The organism is Paenibacillus sp. SRL342 (genome assembly GCF_984798905.1).
This window is the reverse complement of the sequence record NZ_OZ481790.1, coordinates 167,863-188,085: the sequence shown is the minus strand read 5'-3', so window position 1 is coordinate 188,085 and position 20,223 is coordinate 167,863. Positions and strand designations below refer to the sequence as shown.

The window sequence follows — 20,223 nt, the reverse complement described above, 5'->3', positions numbered from 1 at the left end:
TTACTTCGCCCCCTCAACAAGCGCGATGAACGAAGCCGGCTGCAAGCTGGCACCGCCAACAAGTGCGCCGTCGATGTCGCTTTGTCCGAGGTATTCTGTTACGTTTTCCGGTTTAACACTGCCGCCGTATTGAATACGAACTGCATTCGCAACCGTCTCGTTGTACAGATCCTTCACCAGCGTACGGATGTAAGCAATAACTTCATTCGCATCTTGGGAAGTGGATGATTTGCCTGTACCAATCGCCCAGATTGGCTCATAAGCGATAACAACTTGTGCCGCTTGCTCTGCAGACAGACCTGCAAAAGCAGCTACTGTTTGCACTTTGCATACGTCTTTTGTTTGGTTCGCTTCACGCTCTTCAAGCGTCTCACCAAGGCAAAAGATTGGAGTCAATCCGTGACGGAATGCTGCATGCAACTTTTTATTAACAGTCTCATCGGTTTCCGCAAAATATTGACGGCGCTCCGAGTGACCAATAATGACATAATCCACACCCAGGTCTTTCAGCATCACACCGCTGATTTCACCTGTGAATGCACCGTTATCTTCAAAGTGAAGATTTTGTGCACCAATTTTGATGTTTGTGCCTTTAACGGCTTCTACCAGGGATGGCAGATTTGTAAACGGTGCGCAGATTACAGTCTCCACGCCTTCAACTTCCGCTTTTCCTTTAACTTCCTGAATGAAGTCATTGGATTCGGAAACCGTTTTGAACATTTTCCAGTTACCTGCGATAATCGGTGTTCTCATGGGTTTCAACTCCTTCATGCTATAGACTACTAAAACTTACTTGTCGTTCAATGCCACTACGCCTGGAAGTACTTTACCTTCCATGAACTCGAGCGATGCACCGCCACCTGTAGAGATGTGGTTCATTTTGTCAGCCAATTTGAACTTCTCAGCTGCTGCTGCGGAGTCCCCGCCACCAATTACAGTGTAAGCTTCTGTCTCAGCGCAAGCTTCCGCTACTGCACGAGTACCGTGGGAGAATGGCTCGATTTCAAATACGCCCATTGGTCCGTTCCACACAACCAATTTGGAGTTTTTGATTACGTCAGCATAGATCTCACGTGTTTTAGGACCAATGTCGATACCTTCCCAATCTGCTGGGATACCATCGATGTCAACGATTTGTGTGTTTGCTTTCGCACTGAAATCGTCGGATACTACGATATCTACCGGCAGGTAGAAGTTTTTACCCAGTTTTTTCGCTTTTTCGATAAAACCGAGAGCAACATCAAGTTTGGAATCATCCAGCAAGGATTGTCCAATTTCATGTCCTTGTGCTTTGAAGAACGTGTAAGTCAGACCGCCACCGATGATTACGTTGTCTGCAATGTTCAGCAGGTTGTCGATTACATCGATTTTGTCCTTAACTTTGGATCCACCAATGATAGCTGTGAAAGGACGCTCAGGGTTGGAGATTGCTTTACCCAACACTTCAAGTTCTTTCTCCATCAACAAACCGGACACTGCTGGAAGCAAGTGAGCGATTCCTTCAGTCGAAGCGTGTGCTCTGTGAGCCGCGCCAAACGCATCGTTAACGAAAACGTCAGCCAGTTCAGCAAATTGTTTTGCCAGTTCCGGATCGTTTTTCTCTTCGCCTGCGTGGAAACGAACGTTTTCAAGCAACAATACGTCGCCGTTGTTCAGTTCAGCGATTTGAGCTTTAACAGCGTCACCAACAGAACCGTCAGCTTTAACAACTTTTTTACCAAGCAATTCAGACAAACGCTCAGCTGCTGGAGTCAAACGCAAAGATTCAACCACTTCGCCGTTAGGACGACCCATGTGGCTTGCCAAAATGACTTTAGCGCCTTTTTCAATCAAGAAGTTGATTGTAGGAAGCGTTGCACGAATACGTTTGTCATCTGTAATTTTACCATCTTCGAGCGGCACATTGAAATCTACACGGACAAAAGCCCGTTTTCCTGTCAATTCGATATCGCGTACACTTTTTTTGTTCATCTGTATTTCCTCCGCACCCATGTATTTGGTGGACCAATCAAGAGCTAAAATCCCTCGTCAATCCTGGTGTTTTTGAGAAATTTGCAAAATGTAGATATATAAAGAGCGGAAACAATATAGCATCTGTTTCCGCTCTATGTTATTGCAGATATTACTTGATCATTTTTGCAAAGTGCTCCAAAGTGCGAACCAATTGTGCAGTGTAGGACATTTCATTGTCATACCAAGCTACAGTTTTAACCAATTGTTGGTCGCCAACAGTCAGAACTTTAGTTTGAGTTGCATCAAACAGGGAACCGAAAGTGATTCCTTGGATATCGGAAGATACGATTTCGTCTTCTGTGTATCCGAAAGTTTCTGGATCGGAAGCTTCTTGCATAGCTGCGTTAACTTCTTCAGCAGTTACTTTTTTGTTCAGAACAGTTACGAGTTCAGTCAGGGAACCAGTAGCTACTGGTACACGTTGAGCTGCACCATCAAGGATGCCTTGCAGTTCTGGGATTACCAGACCGATTGCTTTAGCAGCACCAGTTGTGTTAGGGATGATGTTTTCAGCTGCTGCACGAGCACGACGGAAGTCACCTTTAGGGTGTGGAGCATCCAATGTGTTTTGATCGCCAGTGTAAGCGTGAATTGTAGTCATCAAACCTTGAACGATTCCGAATTTGTCTTGCAATGTTTTTGCCATAGGTGCCAGGCAGTTTGTTGTGCAAGATGCGCCGGAGATTACAGTTTCAGTACCGTCGAGGATTTCATGGTTTACGTTGTAAACGATGGTTTTCATGTCGCCAGTAGCTGGTGCGGAGATAACAACTTTCTTAGCTCCACCTTTCAAGTGTTTCTCAGCTGCTTCTTTAGTTGTGAAGAAACCAGTACATTCCAGAACGATATCTACGCCCAGGTCGCCCCAAGGAAGTTCTTCCGGGTTACGGTTAGCCAATACTTTAACTTCTTTGCCGTTCACTTTGAAGAAGCCATCGTGTACTTCAACATCGCCATCGAAGCGACCTTGAGTTGTATCATATTTGAGCAAATGAGCGAGCATTTTAGCGTCAGTCAAGTCGTTGATTGCTACTACCTCGATGCCTGCTACATTTTGAATACGGCGGAATGCCAAGCGTCCAATACGTCCAAAACCGTTAATACCTACTTTAATCATGAGTAAGTTCCTCCCAAGTTTTGATTAATTTTTTTATGAAACTTATATATTCAAGACAGACGGTGAAGTCCGTCAAGACAACAATAGTTGTGATGCAAAGTAAAACCTTATTCCATTTCAGCAACGATGACTTCGGCAGCAGCCTCATCAATAATCAGAATATCTTCCTGTCCAAATCGCAACACGGAATGTATAGCAGCAGCTTTGCTTTTGCCACCTGCAATTCCAATCACAACATCGGTTCGTTCAATATCCTGAAGTCGCATACCCAGTGTAAGCATGGTATGTACCACCTTACCCTGATCATTAAAGTAATAACCGAAAGATTCAGATACGGCTCCTTGCTCCTGAAGTTCATCTATAATCTCCGTCGCAAGTTTACGTCTTGTAGCCATCTCCACGGCATCACCAATTCCATGAATAACAATCCGCGATTTCCGAATCAGCTGCAGAATCTCCTGAACACTGGGGTCCTGGATTAATGATTCATAGGCATGATCACTAAGCAAATCCGGTACATGCAGGAGTTTGTATTGCGCTCCAACCCGTTTTGCCATTGTGGATGCAATCGTATTCGCCTGAATTTCAAGGCTTTCTCCAAGTCCACCGCGTGCCGGTACGAACCAGACACCTTTGAGCGATGTTGGCGGAGTCAGTTGCTCTGCGACTTCAGCCGTTGTTGATCCGCCAGTAACGGCGACAACGTCGTTGTCACTCATGATATTGCCGAGAGCCTTCGCTCCGGCTCTGCCCAGTTCCCTTTTGGCAAATGGAGAAACGTCCGAATCACCAGGAACCACAACTACCTTTTGCAGACCGTAGGCTTGCTTGATGCGCTCTTCCAGCTCGGATAATCCGAACAACTCTTTGGCTACGGGCTCTAACTGCTGCAGCAAATCATACCCTGCCTCGCTGATCTTCATTCCTGCACTGTCAATTTCAATAAGTCCCTGAGCCTTTAACAGATCGGTCTCAGCCCTCAGAACCCGCTCGGTCATCTGCATGGAATTAGCTAACGTTCTCCGTCCGATCACATCCGATAACATGATCTGTTGCAGAATCGTATACCTCTTTTTCAAGATATCCATGAGATCAGGCAGAAGCTGCTTTTGTACTTCTAAAATCGTTCGCATGCTTTCCACTCCCGCAAGTTCTCGTTCTAAGCTCTCTTTCGTGGCCCTAAAACGTCCCGGGTTAACTTTTTAAGTCCCACGTCTATTCTACCTAAAACTGACGTGACATGCAAGTGTTTCAACGTGTTATTTCGACACGCATTCAGCGTTTGTACGCGCCTATTTTCACAATCCTAGACTTCCATGATCAAGGACTAGCTCACGCATACCATATATAGAAGAAACAAATGAATTCAATCTACATATCGCTCAGAATCACATTTCATACGGCATGTCCAAAACCTCTAATAGCATTTACTTAAATGCACTCTTTATCCACTCTTCTTCATCATGATCATTTTTAGGTTAATCCAAACCAATACCACAACGAACTGCTTGCAATTAAATATTTCATGAGCTATAATCATTATTGCTGTCACATAATGTGCGCCCGTGGTCCAATGGATATGACGTAGGCCTCCGAAGCCTGAGATCCAAGTTCGATTCTTGGCGGGCGCGCCATTTTTATTTAACAGCTCATAACCCATTTAACCAATGAAACCGGAAAGGTTTCTTTTTTTTGCAAGTTAGTTTGACTTTCTTTGACTTTTTGTTTGGAATTGTTTATTATGTGGGTAATACGGTAACAGTTTAAGTATAAACACCAATAACATTTACATTCCGAGGAGGTTTTTCACGTGAGTTTTATTCCAATGGTCGTTGAACAGAGCAACCGGGGTGAGCGCGCCTACGACATCTACTCCAGATTGCTGAAGGATCGTATTATTTTCCTTGGTAGCGATGTTAATGACGTAGTGGCTAATGCCATTATGGCACAGATGTTGTTCCTGGCTGCGGAAGATCCGGAGAAAGACATTCACTTATACATCAACAGCCCAGGCGGATCGATTACAGCCGGTATGGCGATTTACGATACAATGCAATTCATCAAACCGGATGTATCTACCATCTGTGTAGGTATGGCGGCTTCCATGGGTGCATTCTTGTTGAATGCCGGTGCAAAAGGTAAACGTTTTGCATTACCAAACAGTGAAATTATGATTCACCAACCACTTGGTGGTGCACAAGGTCAGGCTTCTGACATCGAAATCCGTGCTCGTCGCATTTTGAAAATGCGTGATACGTTGAACCGCATCATCTCTGAGCGTTCAGGTCAACCGCTGGAGCGGATTGAGAAAGATACAGATCGTGACTACTTCATGAGTGCTGCTGAAGCCGCCGATTACGGTATCATTGATAAAGTTATCGAAAACGTAGGATCACAAGGCATCTAAGTGTGACGTAGACCACGGTCTATGCGTTAACATCATCAACACCCGCGTAATCAGCAACACTTCGTGTGTTGTCTATACGAGAAGAAGCCCTCATCATGATCATGATGAGGGCTTCTTTTTTTCATTTTATAAGGAATAAGGAAGATAACTTAAGAGTGCATAATAATGATTTCTTTATTTGGTTTTAGATACATTACTGAAAGGTTCTGTGCCTTTAGGGAGAAGCTCTTTATACGTAAATGGCATTTCAGGGAATCCCTCTGCGTACGCCGTATATTCATACAACTGGAAGAACACGACTACACCCGTTGGTGTCACATAGAAATCTTGATCTTTATTCAATCCTTTGTAACCGTCGAGGTATCCACCGCGGGCTTTCAGTTGTTCACCCACTTTTTTACTCAACGTCTCGCGCATGGTTTTATTATTTTGCAGCACATCATCTAACGTAAGCTCCTTGCCTGTGTCCAGTGCAAAGGTGTGGCCCGTACGGTATGTCATACCATGAGCGCCAGCATAATCCTCGTATCGTTGTGTAATGAGTCCCAGCACGCCTTTTTCGTTGTACGTTACTACATAGGAGCTCTCAAATGCATATGGACGGTTGGCTGTTGCACCGCCGAATTCAGATGTCTGTTTCTTGAAGTCAGTTACATAAGCATCCACTTCATCTTTCAGCACTTTGTTAATCGCCGCTTCAGCTTCTTTGCTGGCAAGTCCACTCACCTGCGGATATTGAACATCTACTTCGGCATTTTTCACAGTGACATTAACTGTTGCCGCTTTAATTTTTACGTTATTTTGTTTCACCTTGCTGAGTGTCAACGTTTTGGTTTTGCCATCCCAGTTCCCCTGTACACCCAGATAATCTCTCATTGCTGAGAATGGAATATACAATCTGCCGTTGATCAGCTTTGCGTCCACTTGAGGATAATAGTTGTTAATTCGAACACTCGGTTCGCCATCCGATAGGCTGATCGTCATCGTGTTATTGGCTGCTGTCAAAGCGTACTCTTTGGTTTTGGCATCATATTTCAGCGTTCCACCTGCCACATCTTTAACTGCCGTAAGAGATACCCAAGTTGAGCCACCTTGAAGAAGTCCTTTTTGAGTCAGTGTTTTCCCACCCGATTTCAGAGTTACCTCAGCTGGGGTTGTCACTTTAGAGGATACCGATGCTGCCTGAACCGAGCTGTCCTGCCACACCGAACCGCTACCTACAATAATTCCTGCCGCAAGCAATGCACTTGTCCATTTTTTCCATGATGTCATATATAAAACTCCTCTCTGAATTCACAATTAGGGATCATTGCGTATGTAATCCTGACCTGATCGCATATCTCATACGCTCACCTCTCTATTATAATTAACCCGATTTCGGAAAGGTTTACAGCTCGAGTTACAATGTTGATGAATATCAGGCGGAAAATATATGGGGATATGACCTTTTTGTCACGAACAACTATACAAAAAAGATACCAATATACAGCATTTCATGTTGCTTCAAAAAGGTACCCTCCTATCTAACTTCATCAAAGTTTGCCTTTCCAACAAAAAAAGACTCTGTCCACAGGACAAAGTCTTTGTCATTATTCCGTTGTACCCTTCAAATAAAGGTTACTTGAGCTTACAATCCTAGTTGCCTCTTGTTTATTTCATTTCATACGTGATATTCAGGATTGTGCTTACTTTAACCTGGCCTGTTTCAATCTCAGTGCCACCTGCTGTATCTTGTGCTTTGGACATTAATGCCTCACTTGCATAGAACACAGGCACATTGGCATCACCTTGGCTTACGGAAAGAACAGCACCCAGTTGACGTTTAACTGCTTTTGCAATGGCGCCAGCTTTCACATCTGCATTGGCAACAGCCTTCTCAATCACTTGGGACTCATAACTTTCCGGGTTTTCTACAGTAAAGCGCACATTTTCAATATTGTTGGCACCCGCACCCGAAGCAGCATCGAGCAACTCGCCGATCTTGTCCATCTCACGATATGTGACAGTCAGCGTATGATGCGCTGTATATCCTTTAATTTGTTGTCCGTCTTTTTCGCTATACGTATAGTTGGGTTGTACAGAGAACTGACTCGTTTGAATGTCGTCTGCACTGATCTTCCACGTATTCTTCAGCAAGTTGGATACCTTTTGAACTTTGGCAGCATTCGCTTTTTGAGCAGATGCAGCTGTCTCTGCAGTACTGTTCACACCAATGGACAGATACGCGATATCAGGCTTCACTTGAATCTCACCTTTACCCACAACATTAATCACATTCTGTTGTACTCCCTGAACCTCTGCAGCGTAAGCATAGTTACCTGGTGCAACCCATGCCGTTCCTCCAACAAGCAACGTACTTGCCACCAGCACCGCACCAAACGGTTTCATCCATTGTTTACCCATTACGATAGCCTCCTTATGTGTTAACATCTCAAACTTTAAACGATTTGATACCTTAACAGACGGGACAAATTCCATAATGTTGCACTTGACGATAGCATAAACGTGAAAAACGCAAAAAAGCCCCTTTCGGGACTTCTTCATTGGATTGATCATATCTTATTGGTTTTCGAGCTCTTCCTTGCTTACCAGACTAACTAAAGCGTTTACAGCCTGTTCGGCATCCGCGCCTTCTGCACTAATCTGGATTTCCGTACCTGTGCTAATCGCAAGGCTCATGATCCCCATGATACTTTTTGCATTAACTTTTTTGTCGTCCTTCTCGACGAACACTTCAGACGAGTACTTATTCGCTTCTTGAACGAACAGTGCCGCAGGTCTGGCATGGAGACCCGTTTTCAAACGGACAACTACCGGGTGCTTTGTCATGGAAACTTACCCCCTATTATGAAATCTGGACATTAAATACACAATTATATTTATACAACATTATACCATTAACCCGTGCAGGACACTAGAAGAAAAAACTCAGGGTGCTTTGATGGACATTATCTTGCCCTATTTCATCTTTTGCACAGCGCATCCAATATCCTAAATAAGTCCTCTAGACCCTTAACGGTTGACTTTCCCGACCTTTCTGTTCAGCAGAAACAGCCGACCTTGTTACTTTACCCTACTCCGTCTTAACCATAACGTTCTGTGCGTACTTTCTCAGCCAGCTCATCAATTTTACGAAGCCGATGGTTCACTCCTGACTTGCTAACTGTACCTTTAAGGAGTTCGCCCACTTCCTTCAAATTGATATCTGGATGAGCCAGTCGAACCTCCGCCACTTCGCGAAGCTTCTCAGGCAGCGACTCCAGACCAACTTCCTTTTGCAATAACCGAATATTATCGATTTGTCTTACCGCCGCTCCAATGGTTTTGTTCAGGTTGGCGGTCTCACAATTGACAATTCGGTTAACGGAGTTACGCATGTCTCGCATAATTCGTACATCTTCAAACTTGAACAAGGCCTGATGAGCACCAATGATGCTGAGCAGCTCAATGATTTTCTCGCCTTCCTTAATGTATAGGATGAATCCTTTTTTCCGTTCTATACACCGGGCATTCAGATGAAATTCATTGGCCAGGTCAACGAGTGCCTGACAGTGCTCTTCATACATGGACGCAATCTCCAGATGGTACGAGGAGCCTTCCGGATTATTAACCGATCCACCGGCCAGAAATGCACCGCGAAGATAGGCCCGTTTACAACAGTTCTGCTGAAACAACTCCGTATTAATTCCTGGCGTAAACAGAAAACCTTCCGATACAATATGAAGACTGTTGAGAATCTCCTGTACCATGGTTGGAATACGAACAATATATACATTGTTCTTTTTCAGCCGCATTTTTTTGCGGACCAGTAATTCCGTATGCACTTGAAAATGCTTTTTAAGCAGAGAGTATGCCCGTCTTGCAATGGCGGCATTCTCCGTCGAAATATCCAAGATCACTTTTTTATTCGATAACTGCACTGCACCAAGCATACGGATGAGGGCTGAAAGTTCCGCCTTTTCGCAGCACGGTTCGCTCTCGATCATGGTTAACTCTTTTTTGGTCTGTGCTGCAAACGACATGGGACTTCACCTCTTCCGTAACATCCAATTTTGTACCAGTTGGTAGATGTGATGACTCAACTTGTCGGCATCATGACGCAGATAGGTTTTGAACAGAACAAGGGTATCTGCAACCACCTGATAGCCGGCACTTTCGAGTACATTCATATCCAGTACAACCGGTTTTGCTCCTTTTTCCGCATACTTATTCTGCACTTGCAGCGGAATATCACCATTATTTACGATAACATAGTCGAAGAGCTGATGACCTATATGCTCGTGTACCGCCTTAAGGTGGTCACTTACCGTATAGTTATCTGTTTCTCCCGGCTGTGTCATAACATTACAGATAAACATCTTCACCGCATCAGCCTCTACCACAGCCTCAGCCAGCTTAGGTACGAGCAGATTGGGAAGGATGCTTGTATAGAGGCTGCCCGGCCCGATTAGAATGGCGTCAGCTTGACGAATGGCCTCTACTGCCTCTGGCAACGGCTCCACGTGATCCGGTTCAAGGAAAACACGTTTGATGCGTCCACCCGCCTCAGGGATTTTGGACTCACCTGTAATAATTGTCCCATCTTCCATCTCCGCATGCAACACAACGGCCTGACCGGCTGCTGGCAACACCTCACCTCGAACGGCAAACACGCGGCTAAGCTCCCGCACTGCGGTCACAAAGTCGCCCGAAATATCCGTCATTGCAGCCAAAATCAAATTCCCCAAGCTGTGGCCTGCAAGCCCCGCGCCTGTGTTGAAACGATACTTTAACATATCTGAAAGCAATGGTTCTACATCAGCCAGTGCCGTAAGCACGTTGCGAATGTCGCCCGGAGGCGGCATCTGTAGCTCATTGCGCAGGATGCCTGAACTTCCACCGTCATCTGCAACTGTGACGATGGCCGTGATATCCAGCGGCTTTTCTTTCAAACCGCGCAACATCACGGATAATCCGGTTCCGCCGCCCATTACAACTATTCTCGGACGTTCTCTTCGTGGTCCGGCCTCTTTCATCCCTTCACCCTCTTCAATGACGGTCCCGGTCAGCGTCGCGATGGCTCACGGTGACAGCTTCTGTCTCGCTGCTTCCCAACATCTTGCCCAAATATTCCGATATTGCTACCGAACGATGCTTGCCTCCGGTACAGCCGATTCCAATAATAACCTGGCTTTTGCCTTCCTTCCGGTATTGCGGAATCAGGAAATGCAGCATATCCAGCAGTTTCGTCAGAAAGGCCTGTGTCTCTGGCCATTTCATGACATATTCATAGACATCACTATTCTGCCCCGTATTCGGACGCAAATGATCAATATAATGCGGATTCGGTAAAAAACGTACATCAAACACGAGATCAGCATCAATCGGAATGCCATATTTGAATCCAAACGACGTAATATTCACCGACAGCATTTGGCTTTCCAGATGAGAAAAGCGGGATATGATGCGTTCTTTCAGTTGAGCAGGCTTCATTGTGCTTGTATTCAGTACCTGAGTCGCAGAGTTTTTGAGTTCCTCCAACATCTTGCGTTCCAGTCGGATGCCGTCCAGCGGCATGCCCTCAGGAGCCAGTGGATGTCTGCGCCTACTTTCTTTGTAACGCTGAACAAGTACAGAATCTGTAGCATCCAGGAATAAAATCTCGCAATGAATGGTAAAATGATCTTTAATATAGTTCAAAGACTCGGACAGAGCCGTAAAGAATTCACGCCCGCGCAGATCGATAACCAATGCAACCTTACCAATCTTGCCGTTTGACTGTTCAATTAGTTCCGCAAATTTCGGAATCAATACCGGCGGCAGATTATCCACACAGAAGAAACCCAGATCCTCCAGGCTTTGTACTGCAATGGTTTTACCTGCTCCGGACATACCCGTAATGATAATGAGCGTGGCGCCTGTGCCTGGTGAGCCTTCACCTTCAAGCATAAATGTCCCCTCCTTATCATATTGCTGTCTTCATATATTGTTACGAGGTCACTAGGAACGCAAGAGAAGACCTGCCGCACCTACAATACCTGCATTATTACCAAGTGTAGCTTCCAGAATCTGAACCCCTTCTTGGAGTGGTTCCGGTGTCAACTTAGCAAATACGGTACGGATTTCATCGAACAAGAAATTACCTGCTTTGGATACGCCACCACCAATGATGAACATCTCCGGGTTAATGACAGCCGCTACAGTAGCCATGGACTTGCCCAGGTAGAAGGCCGCACGATTCACAATGCGCTGTGCCACTTCATCGCCTGCCTTGGCAGCATCAAATACTTCTTTGGCTGCAATCTTGTCGACGAGAGCCAGTGACGTATGATCACCACGTTCTACTGCATCCTTTGCCATACGGATAATACCCGTTGCAGACGATACTGTTTCTACACATCCCATTTTACCACAACCGCACTTGATGGCCTCCAGATCAGGTACAACACTGATATGACCCAGTTCTCCCGCCATACCGGAGAAACCCTGATAGATGTTGCCATTCAAGATCAAGCCTCCGCCAACACCCGTACCGAGTGTATAACATACGCAGTTGTCTACGCCTTTGCCAGCACCTGCCCATACTTCACCCAGTGCAGCCACGTTTGCATCGTTATCTATTTTGATTGGCTTGCCCAGACGTTCCTCCAGAATCGAACGAATGGCCACATTCCGAAATCCGATGTTAGGGGCATGAACGATAATTCCCTCGCGTACATTCGTGAAACCGGCCACTCCAGCACCTACACCCTCAAGCTGTTCCCAGCTGTACGGTGATTCGGCTACGATATGTCGGACATACTTCTCGATGTTGGCGATGACCGTGTCTACGCCCTTATCCACTTCAGTCGGTCCTTCATACGTATGCATTAGCTGACCTTGTTCATCGCATATACCGACCTTGATTGCTGTTCCGCCGAGATCGACCCCAACGTAGATTTTCTCAGACATGCTGCAAGCCACCTTTATCTATCTAAAATAGTTTAAGTCCTACGTACCAACTATAATTGAAGGATACGCCTGGGTCAAGACGATAAGAGCTTGTATACATCATGCTTCACCAGGGTTGTGAACCACATCACATAGCATTTTTGAATACGTATACATCCTCATTACCTTCATTTATAAACGCACGCTTTATTCCTTCCTCCATAACAGAGGAAGCCTCAACTCATGATATTGCATCTTCACTCGTTCCATTCATAAAAGATCAACATCGTCCCCTCATAGTGGTGACTCGTCTTATGCACCCGCCACCTGTCATTCTCATGCAGAAAGTTATCTAATGACGGTATTGCCAACAAAAAAGTGCCTTCTACATATAGAAGGCACCCTTACTTTTATGAAAATTCTGAAGTTGTAGAATTGGGGTTAAACTCAGTTGATTTTTCTGCGTTATAACTTCGTTTCCACACGTACCGGCTCTTCTGTCTTCTCCATCTTGTTCACATCCAGAATATCGAGCAGGAAGACAAAGATCGGAATACCAATGATCAGTCCCCAGATCCCCAGGAAGTGTTGCGACAGAATTAGTACGATAAAGGTGTAGAACATTGGCAATTTGGTCTTGTGTGCCATCAGTTTTGGATTCAGGAAGTACGTCTCCAAAGCATGAATAACAATAATCATGATAATTACAATAATGCTTAATTTCAGTCCACCCATCTGATACCCGATCAGACAGAGCGGTACAAGTGAGATGATAACTCCCGCAACGGGAACCAGACTGAGCATGAACACCAGAATAGTCAGAGCGAACAGATACGGGAAGCCCAGAATCCATAAGCCAAGTATCGTCAGCACCGTATTAAACACCGCAATAAGAAGCTGTGCCTCAATGACTTTACCAAAAGAAGACACGAATTTGTCTCCCAGATAAGCCACTTCATTGTAGAACCATCCAATTTTACTTGTTTTGAACTTGGACGTGAACTTGGATATCTCCTGCTTCTGCAACAAGAAGAACAGACTCAGAATGATGACGAGCAGAATAAACTCCAGCCATTTGCTCAAAGCGAAAATATATTTCAATGCATCATTGGTGTAATTTTTAATATCGAAGGATTGAAGATAACCCGCAATTTTGGATGCAAAATTATCACCGTCTGCACTATCCAGAAATTTCATAATCTCGTTGGTCAACTGAACGACCTGATCCACGATCCGTGGTGAATATCTGGATATGCCAAGCACAATGACTGCGATCACGATCATATAGAGCAGAATGACCACAACTTTATAATTGATCGGAAACAATCGATTCAGACCACCTGTAATGAAATGCTGTAACCTGTTCATGACATATGTCACCAGGAACAACAGCAGAATCATGTGCAGCATACTCCCCATACTGAACAAAATTAAACAGAACAAGAGCAAGATCAAAAACCGTCTCACTGTCGCATTCTGTAACCAATCTTTTATCATTTCCCCCAAAATCTTCACCTCACAGCTAATATGCCCTATATGTATACGAACTCATGCCCACTGTAGTTTCAAAAAAAGAGAAGCCTTCCGGCTTCTCTCATTCATGAGACTTCCCGTTGTCTCTTATTCCTAACATATGCCTAACCTCAAGCATGTAATGCTTATTTATCCAACGTTTCGCTCCAATCATGAACAATGCTTCCTTCAAGGAACTTCTCACAATCCATCGCGGCCATACATCCTGATCCTGCAGCTGTAATAGCTTGACGATACTTCGTATCTTGAACATCACCACAGGCGAATACACCCGGAATATTGGTCTCCGTTGTTCCCGGTTTAACGACAACATAGCCATGTTCGTCCAGAGTGATCGCATTCCCAAGGAATCCTGTATTCGGTGTGTGACCAATGGCAACGAATACACCATCTGCTTCGAGCAACTCTTCCTGCCCCGTTTCGTTGTTGCGCACCTTCAGTCCTTTGACACCCAAAGCTTCTGGTACGACCTCGAGTGGAGTACGGTTCAGCGCCCACTTCACCTTTTCATTGCTGCGAGCCCGATCCTGCATAATCTTGGATGCACGCAATTCATCCCGGCGGTGAACCAATGTCACGTCTGTTGCAAAACGAGTCAGGAAACTCGCCTCCTCCATCGCGGAGTCTCCGCCGCCCACGACCACGATTTTTTTGCCTCGGAAGAAGAAGCCGTCACATGTCGCGCATGTACTTACACCACGTCCCACATTTTCCTGCTCACCCGGAATACCGAGATAACGAGCGGAAGCACCTGTGGAGATAATGATCGATTCAGCTTCCAGTTCACCAATTCCTCCAACTTTTACCTTGAAGGGTGGTTTGCTGAAATCAACCTCTTCTACCCAACCGTTTTTGAATTCTGCTCCAAAACGTTCAGCTTGCTTACGCATGTTGTCCATCAGTTCCGGACCCATGATACCTTGCGGGAAACCGGGGAAATTCTCAACTTCCGTTGTCGTCGTCAATTGACCACCCGGCTGAAGACCTTCGATAACCAGTGGTTTCAGATTAGCACGAGCCAGATATATCGCTGCTGTCAGACCCGCAGGTCCCGTTCCGATCACAATCGTTCTGTATTTAGACATATAGATACAGCCTCCTTAATTAAGGTGAGAATGTGTTGTACTAGCGATGAACTTGCCAAGATGATATCCTACAGGCGTTTACGAGGCCCATTCGTTAAGTTTACCCGTTTTCCCGGTTGTTGTATCCTTCACCTGATGATGTCTTTCTGAAAACGAGTTAAAGCGAACTTTTTCTATACAAGTGGTGGCTTGCTGTTACAAACCGAATGAATCTGTTTAGCATACTTGCTAACCGTTGATGCCGATATCCCATACCGCTCAGCAATGCTTTGATAGGTAACGGGCCGTCTGTGATTCTTCGCTGCCAAATATTCCAGTCCTGCAGCCCAACCCTCAATCTGCTTCGTACCTGGAACCTCCGGATGTACCCGGGATACATAATCCGTCCAGAGCCGTTCCATCTCTTGCTGCAACTCAGCCTTGGCTTCAGACATCTGTAACGCACGATCAACAACAGCCTGCCAATGGGAGGTTGATCCATTGTCCGATTGCTCTGAAGTGGATTGAACCTTCCCAATAGACTTCAAGGCTACAGGAGAAAAGGGACGAACCACCTGAGAATTCCGATCCTCTTGTTCAGCCGATTTCAATCCGTTCAGTACAGCTTGTGCTGCCTCAAGCAGATCCTGTTCTTCTCCTGGCTCTTCAATAAAGGATTGCAGAGCCTGTTGCACCTCATAGTCACCGATCATCCCAAGCGCATGAATTACCTGTAGCTTGGTTGCCCGATCACCATGACGCAATGCCCAGAAGAAAGATGAGCGAATCAGTGGATCATTTTTCATTTCTTCAGGTATGCCACTACCATAGTTCTCCCACTGTCTGAACTGCTCATCAAATGGCAGATGATAGTGATAACTCAGCTTCTCTGGCTCTTGCTCGCCTTGTCTTACAGCCTTAAGACCTGACAGATAATACCGGGATACTTCGGAACCCGGATCAAGCTTGGACACATGATGCCATAAACGCTCAGCAGCATCGTACCGTTCTGTATTATAAGCCGCCACGGCTGCATAGTGAGCAAGTGCCGGATCAGCAGCTGTCTCTTCGTCCTTGAGCAAACGCCGGAAGTGAACATAAGCCGTATCGTGTTGGCCCAGAATTCCCATTGTTGTCGCCAGTTTGTAGACTTGTTCGTGCTGAAATGGCACGATGACCCGCAATTTTTTGATCAGAAGCAGCACTTGATCAGCCCGGTTCTCATTTTGATGGAAAATGGCCAGATTACAGAGTGCATGCAGATTACCTGGTTCCTGTTCAAGCACTTCGGCAATGGTCTCTTTTGCTTTGGGAAACAGGCCCATATAATAGTAGGCGAGTGCCAGATTGTTACGGGCAGCCAAGTAATCAGGATAATCAGAAGACATGCCTTCGAGCAATTCAGCAGCCTGTGCAAATTTCCCTTCTTCCAGCAGTTCCCGTGCCTGATCGTGCTCCACTACACCTTTGCGTGATTTGATTCGATTCAGTTTGGTCGGACGATCCAGCTCATAGTACAGAAGCTCCATCATCTCTTCGGCTTCCGTCATGAACTGACCTTGGGTGTCCTCCTCCAGATAGGTAACAAGTGCTTGCTCGGCTTCCTCAAACCGATCCATATTTGCATAATTGTTCGCCATATAAAAATAGCATTCCGTCATTGACGGATCTACCACTTCCAGCACGTTAGCCAGAATGGCATTGGAGGCTTCGTAATCCCCCTTCTCCGATAATATACCCGCCATATTGCAATGATTTACCGGATTTTCCGGTTCGTATTCAACAGCTTTGCGAAAATATTTTAATGCCTTGTCGACATGATTTCGGTCCAGCGAGCGGACAGCTCTTTCAAAGAAGAAAGAAGCATCCAAGTGAATCGGTATAATATTGGCAAGGTGTCCCTCAGCCCGCACTAGCTTGCCCTTCATCTTCCAAGGCACCTCCTCTTTGCATTTCATTCATACTCTTCAGTATACCACATCTTAAGGCCCACTTCTCAATATGTAGTTTCATGTCGTTTATGAAAAAAATGCAAATAAAGACGACATTCCATCATACACGGATGAAATGCCATCTTTATTTTTTGTAAACAGATAATACTCAGGTAACTACATCAATTGAAACTGCATTAGATCAACTAAAACGATAGACTTTGTTAACATCCGAAGAATAGAGTATCAATCGCTTTAATTTTTCAACGCCATCGAAGGTGAAAGTGAAATATGAAGGGTCTTATAAAAAGGCGTCATGAAATTGACCAGCACAACCTTGCATTTGTCCGGCAGTTTTGCCTCACGTACCGTTGCCGCCAGATGACCCAGTTCGCCCCCGGTGATCTCCAGCCAGTCTTCTCCGCAGGTATAGCGTAATGTACCGCCTTTCCACAAATAATGACCCTCACTCGTTTCAATCGAGTCTTCACAGATCAGCTCACCTTCGCTTCCGAATACAAAGGATAACTGCATCATGATGTCCGCCGGTTCCTGTCCAGATAGATGCATGCTCCATCCGTTTTCAGTTGGCAGTAATTCTGCTCCTACACGGAAGGTCTGCTCATGAGTAAGCTGACGACTCTGATGAGGTAACAAGTACCATGGACTGATGGCTGATGCAGCCGATTCTGGCAGCAGGTTTGCAGGGATTGGGCCGTAGTAACCTTTTTTCTGCTCACCAGTTAGTCGATACCCTTCGGACAACCTCGTCATTTGCTGCATAGGTACATACCCTGGATTAAAGTAAGAAGCCAGTTGCACAGCCAGCAGGCGCACCTTGCCATGACGAAGTGCGAAGAAAGAAGGAACTTCTGTCATCACAGTCACACTAGTAGCGCCATCCCGAATTCGAGCTACCGGAGCACCAAAATCCGTATGCATCCGACTGTGAGAGATACGTCCGTGATGTCCTATTAAATCCATCTGCTCCAGATATTCTCCCCGGAGAAAATGTTCATTCAGCATGACCTCATACTGTTCCGGTAATGCATCAGGTGCCTCAATTGTCTGCTGAAGCTCAGGCTCAAGCATCAACCGAATGAGCGTATTCACTGAGCAAACTCCCGGATCTGTTAATGTATCTCCCGCCCAGGCTGCCATGCCAGCAAAGAGTGGATCACCGTCCAACCGCGCCAGAATGGCATACGGCAGATAGTAAGGTGACAGATCATGAACACTGCCCAGATCCTGTCGACCTGAATAGTCCGTAACAATCTCACCTGTAGGATGCACAAGGTACACCATCATGCGAAGATTGAGCCTCACCGGTTCAAGCAGTTCAGGACGATTGAGCAGACGCGCTGCATGAATTAACATGATGTCGCTAACAGCGCTGTATATCCCATTGCTCCGCTCCGTCCACTCTCCATCGGGTGTAATATCCATGCCTTCATCCATCCACTGCTCTGCGCGCTGCACAGCTTCCTCCAGATCAAATAGTTCATGCAGGAAACCAAGCGCCGCGCATAGCACCCAGCGATGATTTGGCGTATGACAGCCTCCCGTTAGCATGGTTGGGATTGTCCGTTCCAGAAACAGCCTCATATTGTCCAATACAGGTTGCAGCGGCTCCCATTCCTGTTGCAGAAGAAGCTGATACAACTGCGAATACCCTACAACGACAAATGCAGTATCCGGAGGGGAATGGTAATTGGTCCAGCCAGGTGATATTGAGCCGTCTTCATGCTGGAAGCGAAGTACATATTCCGTAGCTAACAGCAGTCGATTTAACAATGCCTCATCCCGGTAATAGACGGAGTCCGGATTGGAGATCGCAGCTCCCCAGTAACACATATCCGTGGGCGTTCCTGTCGTATGGTTGACCCAGGCAACACCTGTGAAGGGATCAATTGTCCCTCCATAGTAACGGCTTTCCGGATCAAGCATTTGCCGGGTTATGCCTCTTTCTACCGCTCTGTCATTACTGTCCACCAGTTGTTTGTACATGTGCAGTCCCTCCATACCAATGCATTCTCCCGATGTGCAAAGTATGTTGCTTCAGCTCTTCGATTCAGACCGGGAGCTGCTTCCCATACCGCCCGTAACGTGAGTTCATTTTTTCTCGTCTGTATTTATCATATTTTTACAAAAGTCGCTAGAATTCCGTTCTTGTTTCACCAAACTTCATGTGATTTTCATCACCGAGAAAACCGCCGTTCAACACACGTTTTTAACACGCAGAATGTTCCTAACTTCACGGCTCCTATTCTGCTACTCTGCCAATCCAAGCTTCTTCATAAGCAAGTCATGACTCTCGTGGATCTCTTCTGGCTTACAGGCAGACTTTAACTCGTATACCTTCACCTGTGCCCGGCGAATCATAGGCAGATAGGCATCATAGAAATTCATGTCCTTACTGTGTACATAAGGGCACCAGTGGTCAGAGAGACCCAGTGTCTCATGAATATGAACACCAACGATATCATCCATCAGGCCCTGCATTTCCCCTACACTGTCATAGAGGCCCAGTCGATCCATCATGATGGCATGACCGGTATCGTACCAGATACCAACTGGAGCCCCTTTAAGGGCCGTGATGATGGTCTTCGCTTCGGCCAGGGTAGGAATCTGTTGTGGTCTGGATCTTGTCTCGATTCCGAAACGAACATCCAGACCTTTGGCTGCAGCTCGATTACAGACCTCATCCAGGCTAACAATAATCTTTTGTACATAATCAGAGCTGAGTGCCTCCCGCCGTTCCATCAGTTCTGCCCATTTGCTTTGATACTTCGGGGAATCCGGACCTTCCTCGTGATAGAGCTTTCCAAGATCTTTGCTGATATCCTCAGGAAAAGGTACTTCCCCAGGGTGTACGACTACAGCTTTAGCACCATAACGATGGGCACATTCTGCCGACTCAACAAGTAACTCTATTGCGCGCTGACGTTTAACCTCATCCTTGAATCCAAGCAGGACTGAATCCGTACCATAATCGGGATCAGGGTCATGTGGAAACGTATTATGGACACTGGAGATACCGATGTCTCCGCGTTCAATCATGGGCTCAATCGTCGTGAGCATTTCCTTCGTTACGTTATAGTTGAGTTCGACCTGGCGAAAGCCAAGTTCGGCAATCTCCCGAATCATGGCTTCCCCGACATCATGTTTTCGGATATTCCAGCATGTGGAGAACGAATATATACCCTTATCTATGTGCTGCATCTGTTTTCCTTCTCCTTCCCTCTGGCG

17 protein-coding genes and 1 tRNA gene are annotated in these 20,223 nt (G+C 45.9%); 2 read left to right on the top strand and 16 right to left on the bottom strand.

Annotation, left to right across the window (positions count from 1 at the left end; translation table 11 throughout):
* The 4 genes from tpiA to AC4E8D_RS00905 all read right to left on the bottom strand — a co-directional run bounded on the left by tpiA (position 1) and on the right by AC4E8D_RS00905 (position 4,263).
* Positions 1-753: a triose-phosphate isomerase gene (gene tpiA, locus AC4E8D_RS00920; RefSeq protein ID WP_036616221.1), complete on the bottom strand. Its 753-nt coding sequence runs from the start codon at positions 751-753 to the stop codon at positions 1-3.
* Positions 754-789: 36 nt separating this feature from the next.
* On the bottom strand, positions 790-1,971 hold the full coding sequence (locus tag AC4E8D_RS00915) for a phosphoglycerate kinase (protein WP_221822442.1): 1,182 nt from the start codon (positions 1,969-1,971) through the stop codon (positions 790-792).
* A gap of 151 nt (positions 1,972-2,122) precedes the next feature.
* Positions 2,123-3,130: a type I glyceraldehyde-3-phosphate dehydrogenase gene (gene gap / locus AC4E8D_RS00910; RefSeq protein WP_017691243.1), complete on the bottom strand. Its 1,008-nt coding sequence runs from the start codon at positions 3,128-3,130 to the stop codon at positions 2,123-2,125.
* Positions 3,131-3,237: 107 nt separating this feature from the next.
* The gene (locus tag AC4E8D_RS00905) at positions 3,238-4,263 is read right to left on the bottom strand and encodes a sugar-binding transcriptional regulator (RefSeq protein ID WP_221822444.1); all 1,026 of its coding nucleotides are present in this window, start codon (positions 4,261-4,263) and stop codon (positions 3,238-3,240) included.
* A 426-nt stretch (positions 4,264-4,689) separates the two neighbouring features.
* Between AC4E8D_RS00905 and AC4E8D_RS00900 the strand changes: the two genes are divergently transcribed.
* Together AC4E8D_RS00900 and clpP are read left to right on the top strand one after the other, a co-directional pair.
* A tRNA-Arg gene (locus AC4E8D_RS00900) sits at positions 4,690-4,764 on the top strand.
* Between the two features lie 176 nt (positions 4,765-4,940).
* Positions 4,941-5,537, top strand: coding sequence for an ATP-dependent Clp endopeptidase proteolytic subunit ClpP (gene clpP / locus AC4E8D_RS00895; RefSeq protein WP_017691245.1), 597 nt, complete (start codon positions 4,941-4,943; stop codon positions 5,535-5,537).
* A gap of 174 nt (positions 5,538-5,711) precedes the next feature.
* Here clpP and AC4E8D_RS00890 read toward each other — a convergent pair whose 3' ends face one another.
* From AC4E8D_RS00890 to AC4E8D_RS00835, 12 genes are all read right to left on the bottom strand, one after another.
* Positions 5,712-6,809, bottom strand: a complete 1,098-nt coding sequence (locus AC4E8D_RS00890) for a stalk domain-containing protein (protein WP_221822452.1) — start codon at positions 6,807-6,809, stop codon at positions 5,712-5,714.
* A gap of 378 nt (positions 6,810-7,187) precedes the next feature.
* On the bottom strand, positions 7,188-7,940 hold the full coding sequence (locus AC4E8D_RS00885; RefSeq protein WP_074092967.1) for an SIMPL domain-containing protein: 753 nt from the start codon (positions 7,938-7,940) through the stop codon (positions 7,188-7,190).
* 156 nt (positions 7,941-8,096) lie between these two features.
* On the bottom strand, positions 8,097-8,366 hold the full coding sequence (locus AC4E8D_RS00880) for an HPr family phosphocarrier protein (RefSeq protein ID WP_017691248.1): 270 nt from the start codon (positions 8,364-8,366) through the stop codon (positions 8,097-8,099).
* A gap of 254 nt (positions 8,367-8,620) precedes the next feature.
* Positions 8,621-9,559 carry a DNA-binding protein WhiA gene (gene whiA / locus AC4E8D_RS00875; protein WP_091038642.1) on the bottom strand — a complete coding sequence of 313 codons (939 nt, stop codon included), beginning with the start codon at positions 9,557-9,559 and terminating at the stop codon, positions 8,621-8,623.
* Between the two features lie 6 nt (positions 9,560-9,565).
* Positions 9,566-10,552: a gluconeogenesis factor YvcK family protein gene (locus tag AC4E8D_RS00870; protein ID WP_017691250.1), complete on the bottom strand. Its 987-nt coding sequence runs from the start codon at positions 10,550-10,552 to the stop codon at positions 9,566-9,568.
* Between the two features lie 13 nt (positions 10,553-10,565).
* Positions 10,566-11,465 (bottom strand): RNase adapter RapZ, encoded by a 900-nt coding sequence (gene rapZ / locus AC4E8D_RS00865; RefSeq protein WP_017691251.1) that lies wholly within the window; start codon positions 11,463-11,465, stop codon positions 10,566-10,568.
* A 51-nt stretch (positions 11,466-11,516) separates the two neighbouring features.
* Positions 11,517-12,467 (bottom strand): ROK family glucokinase, encoded by a 951-nt coding sequence (locus AC4E8D_RS00860; protein WP_062837749.1) that lies wholly within the window; start codon positions 12,465-12,467, stop codon positions 11,517-11,519.
* 444 nt (positions 12,468-12,911) lie between these two features.
* Entirely contained in the window at positions 12,912-13,943 is a 1,032-nt protein-coding gene (locus tag AC4E8D_RS00855; RefSeq protein ID WP_036616412.1) for an AI-2E family transporter, read from the bottom strand.
* Between the two features lie 161 nt (positions 13,944-14,104).
* Complete coding sequence (trxB, locus tag AC4E8D_RS00850; RefSeq protein ID WP_091012024.1) at positions 14,105-15,064, bottom strand: thioredoxin-disulfide reductase; 960 nt, start codon at positions 15,062-15,064, stop codon at positions 14,105-14,107.
* A 173-nt stretch (positions 15,065-15,237) separates the two neighbouring features.
* On the bottom strand, positions 15,238-16,971 hold the full coding sequence (locus AC4E8D_RS00845) for a tetratricopeptide repeat protein (RefSeq protein ID WP_221822454.1): 1,734 nt from the start codon (positions 16,969-16,971) through the stop codon (positions 15,238-15,240).
* Positions 16,972-17,229: 258 nt separating this feature from the next.
* Positions 17,230-18,981: a hypothetical protein gene (locus tag AC4E8D_RS00840; RefSeq protein ID WP_339306422.1), complete on the bottom strand. Its 1,752-nt coding sequence runs from the start codon at positions 18,979-18,981 to the stop codon at positions 17,230-17,232.
* A gap of 264 nt (positions 18,982-19,245) precedes the next feature.
* Positions 19,246-20,196: a sugar phosphate isomerase/epimerase family protein gene (locus AC4E8D_RS00835; protein WP_221822458.1), complete on the bottom strand. Its 951-nt coding sequence runs from the start codon at positions 20,194-20,196 to the stop codon at positions 19,246-19,248.
* Positions 20,197-20,223 lie beyond the last annotated feature (27 nt).

Bases quoted from the DNA above. Each gene is read 5' to 3' on its own strand.
- whiA (WP_091038642.1), bottom strand. From the start codon at position 9,559: ATGTCGTTTGCAGCACAGACCAAAAAAGAGTTAACCATGATCGAGAGC.
- AC4E8D_RS00890 (WP_221822452.1), bottom strand. From the start codon at position 6,809: ATGACATCATGGAAAAAATGGACAAGTGCATTGCTTGCGGCAGGAATT.
- AC4E8D_RS00855 (WP_036616412.1), bottom strand. From the start codon at position 13,943: ATGATAAAAGATTGGTTACAGAATGCGACAGTGAGACGGTTTTTGATC.
- AC4E8D_RS00885 (WP_074092967.1), bottom strand. From the start codon at position 7,940: ATGGGTAAACAATGGATGAAACCGTTTGGTGCGGTGCTGGTGGCAAGT.
- AC4E8D_RS00845 (WP_221822454.1), bottom strand. From the start codon at position 16,971: ATGAAGGGCAAGCTAGTGCGGGCTGAGGGACACCTTGCCAATATTATA.
- AC4E8D_RS00840 (WP_339306422.1), bottom strand. From the start codon at position 18,981: ATGTACAAACAACTGGTGGACAGTAATGACAGAGCGGTAGAAAGAGGC.
- AC4E8D_RS00835 (WP_221822458.1), bottom strand. From the start codon at position 20,196: ATGCAGCACATAGATAAGGGTATATATTCGTTCTCCACATGCTGGAAT.
- tpiA (WP_036616221.1), bottom strand. From the start codon at position 753: ATGAGAACACCGATTATCGCAGGTAACTGGAAAATGTTCAAAACGGTT.
- gap (WP_017691243.1), bottom strand. From the start codon at position 3,130: ATGATTAAAGTAGGTATTAACGGTTTTGGACGTATTGGACGCTTGGCA.
- AC4E8D_RS00870 (WP_017691250.1), bottom strand. From the start codon at position 10,552: ATGAAAGAGGCCGGACCACGAAGAGAACGTCCGAGAATAGTTGTAATG.
- AC4E8D_RS00880 (WP_017691248.1), bottom strand. From the start codon at position 8,366: ATGACAAAGCACCCGGTAGTTGTCCGTTTGAAAACGGGTCTCCATGCC.
- AC4E8D_RS00860 (WP_062837749.1), bottom strand. From the start codon at position 12,467: ATGTCTGAGAAAATCTACGTTGGGGTCGATCTCGGCGGAACAGCAATC.
- AC4E8D_RS00915 (WP_221822442.1), bottom strand. From the start codon at position 1,971: ATGAACAAAAAAAGTGTACGCGATATCGAATTGACAGGAAAACGGGCT.
- AC4E8D_RS00905 (WP_221822444.1), bottom strand. From the start codon at position 4,263: ATGCGAACGATTTTAGAAGTACAAAAGCAGCTTCTGCCTGATCTCATG.
- trxB (WP_091012024.1), bottom strand. From the start codon at position 15,064: ATGTCTAAATACAGAACGATTGTGATCGGAACGGGACCTGCGGGTCTG.
- rapZ (WP_017691251.1), bottom strand. From the start codon at position 11,465: ATGCTTGAAGGTGAAGGCTCACCAGGCACAGGCGCCACGCTCATTATC.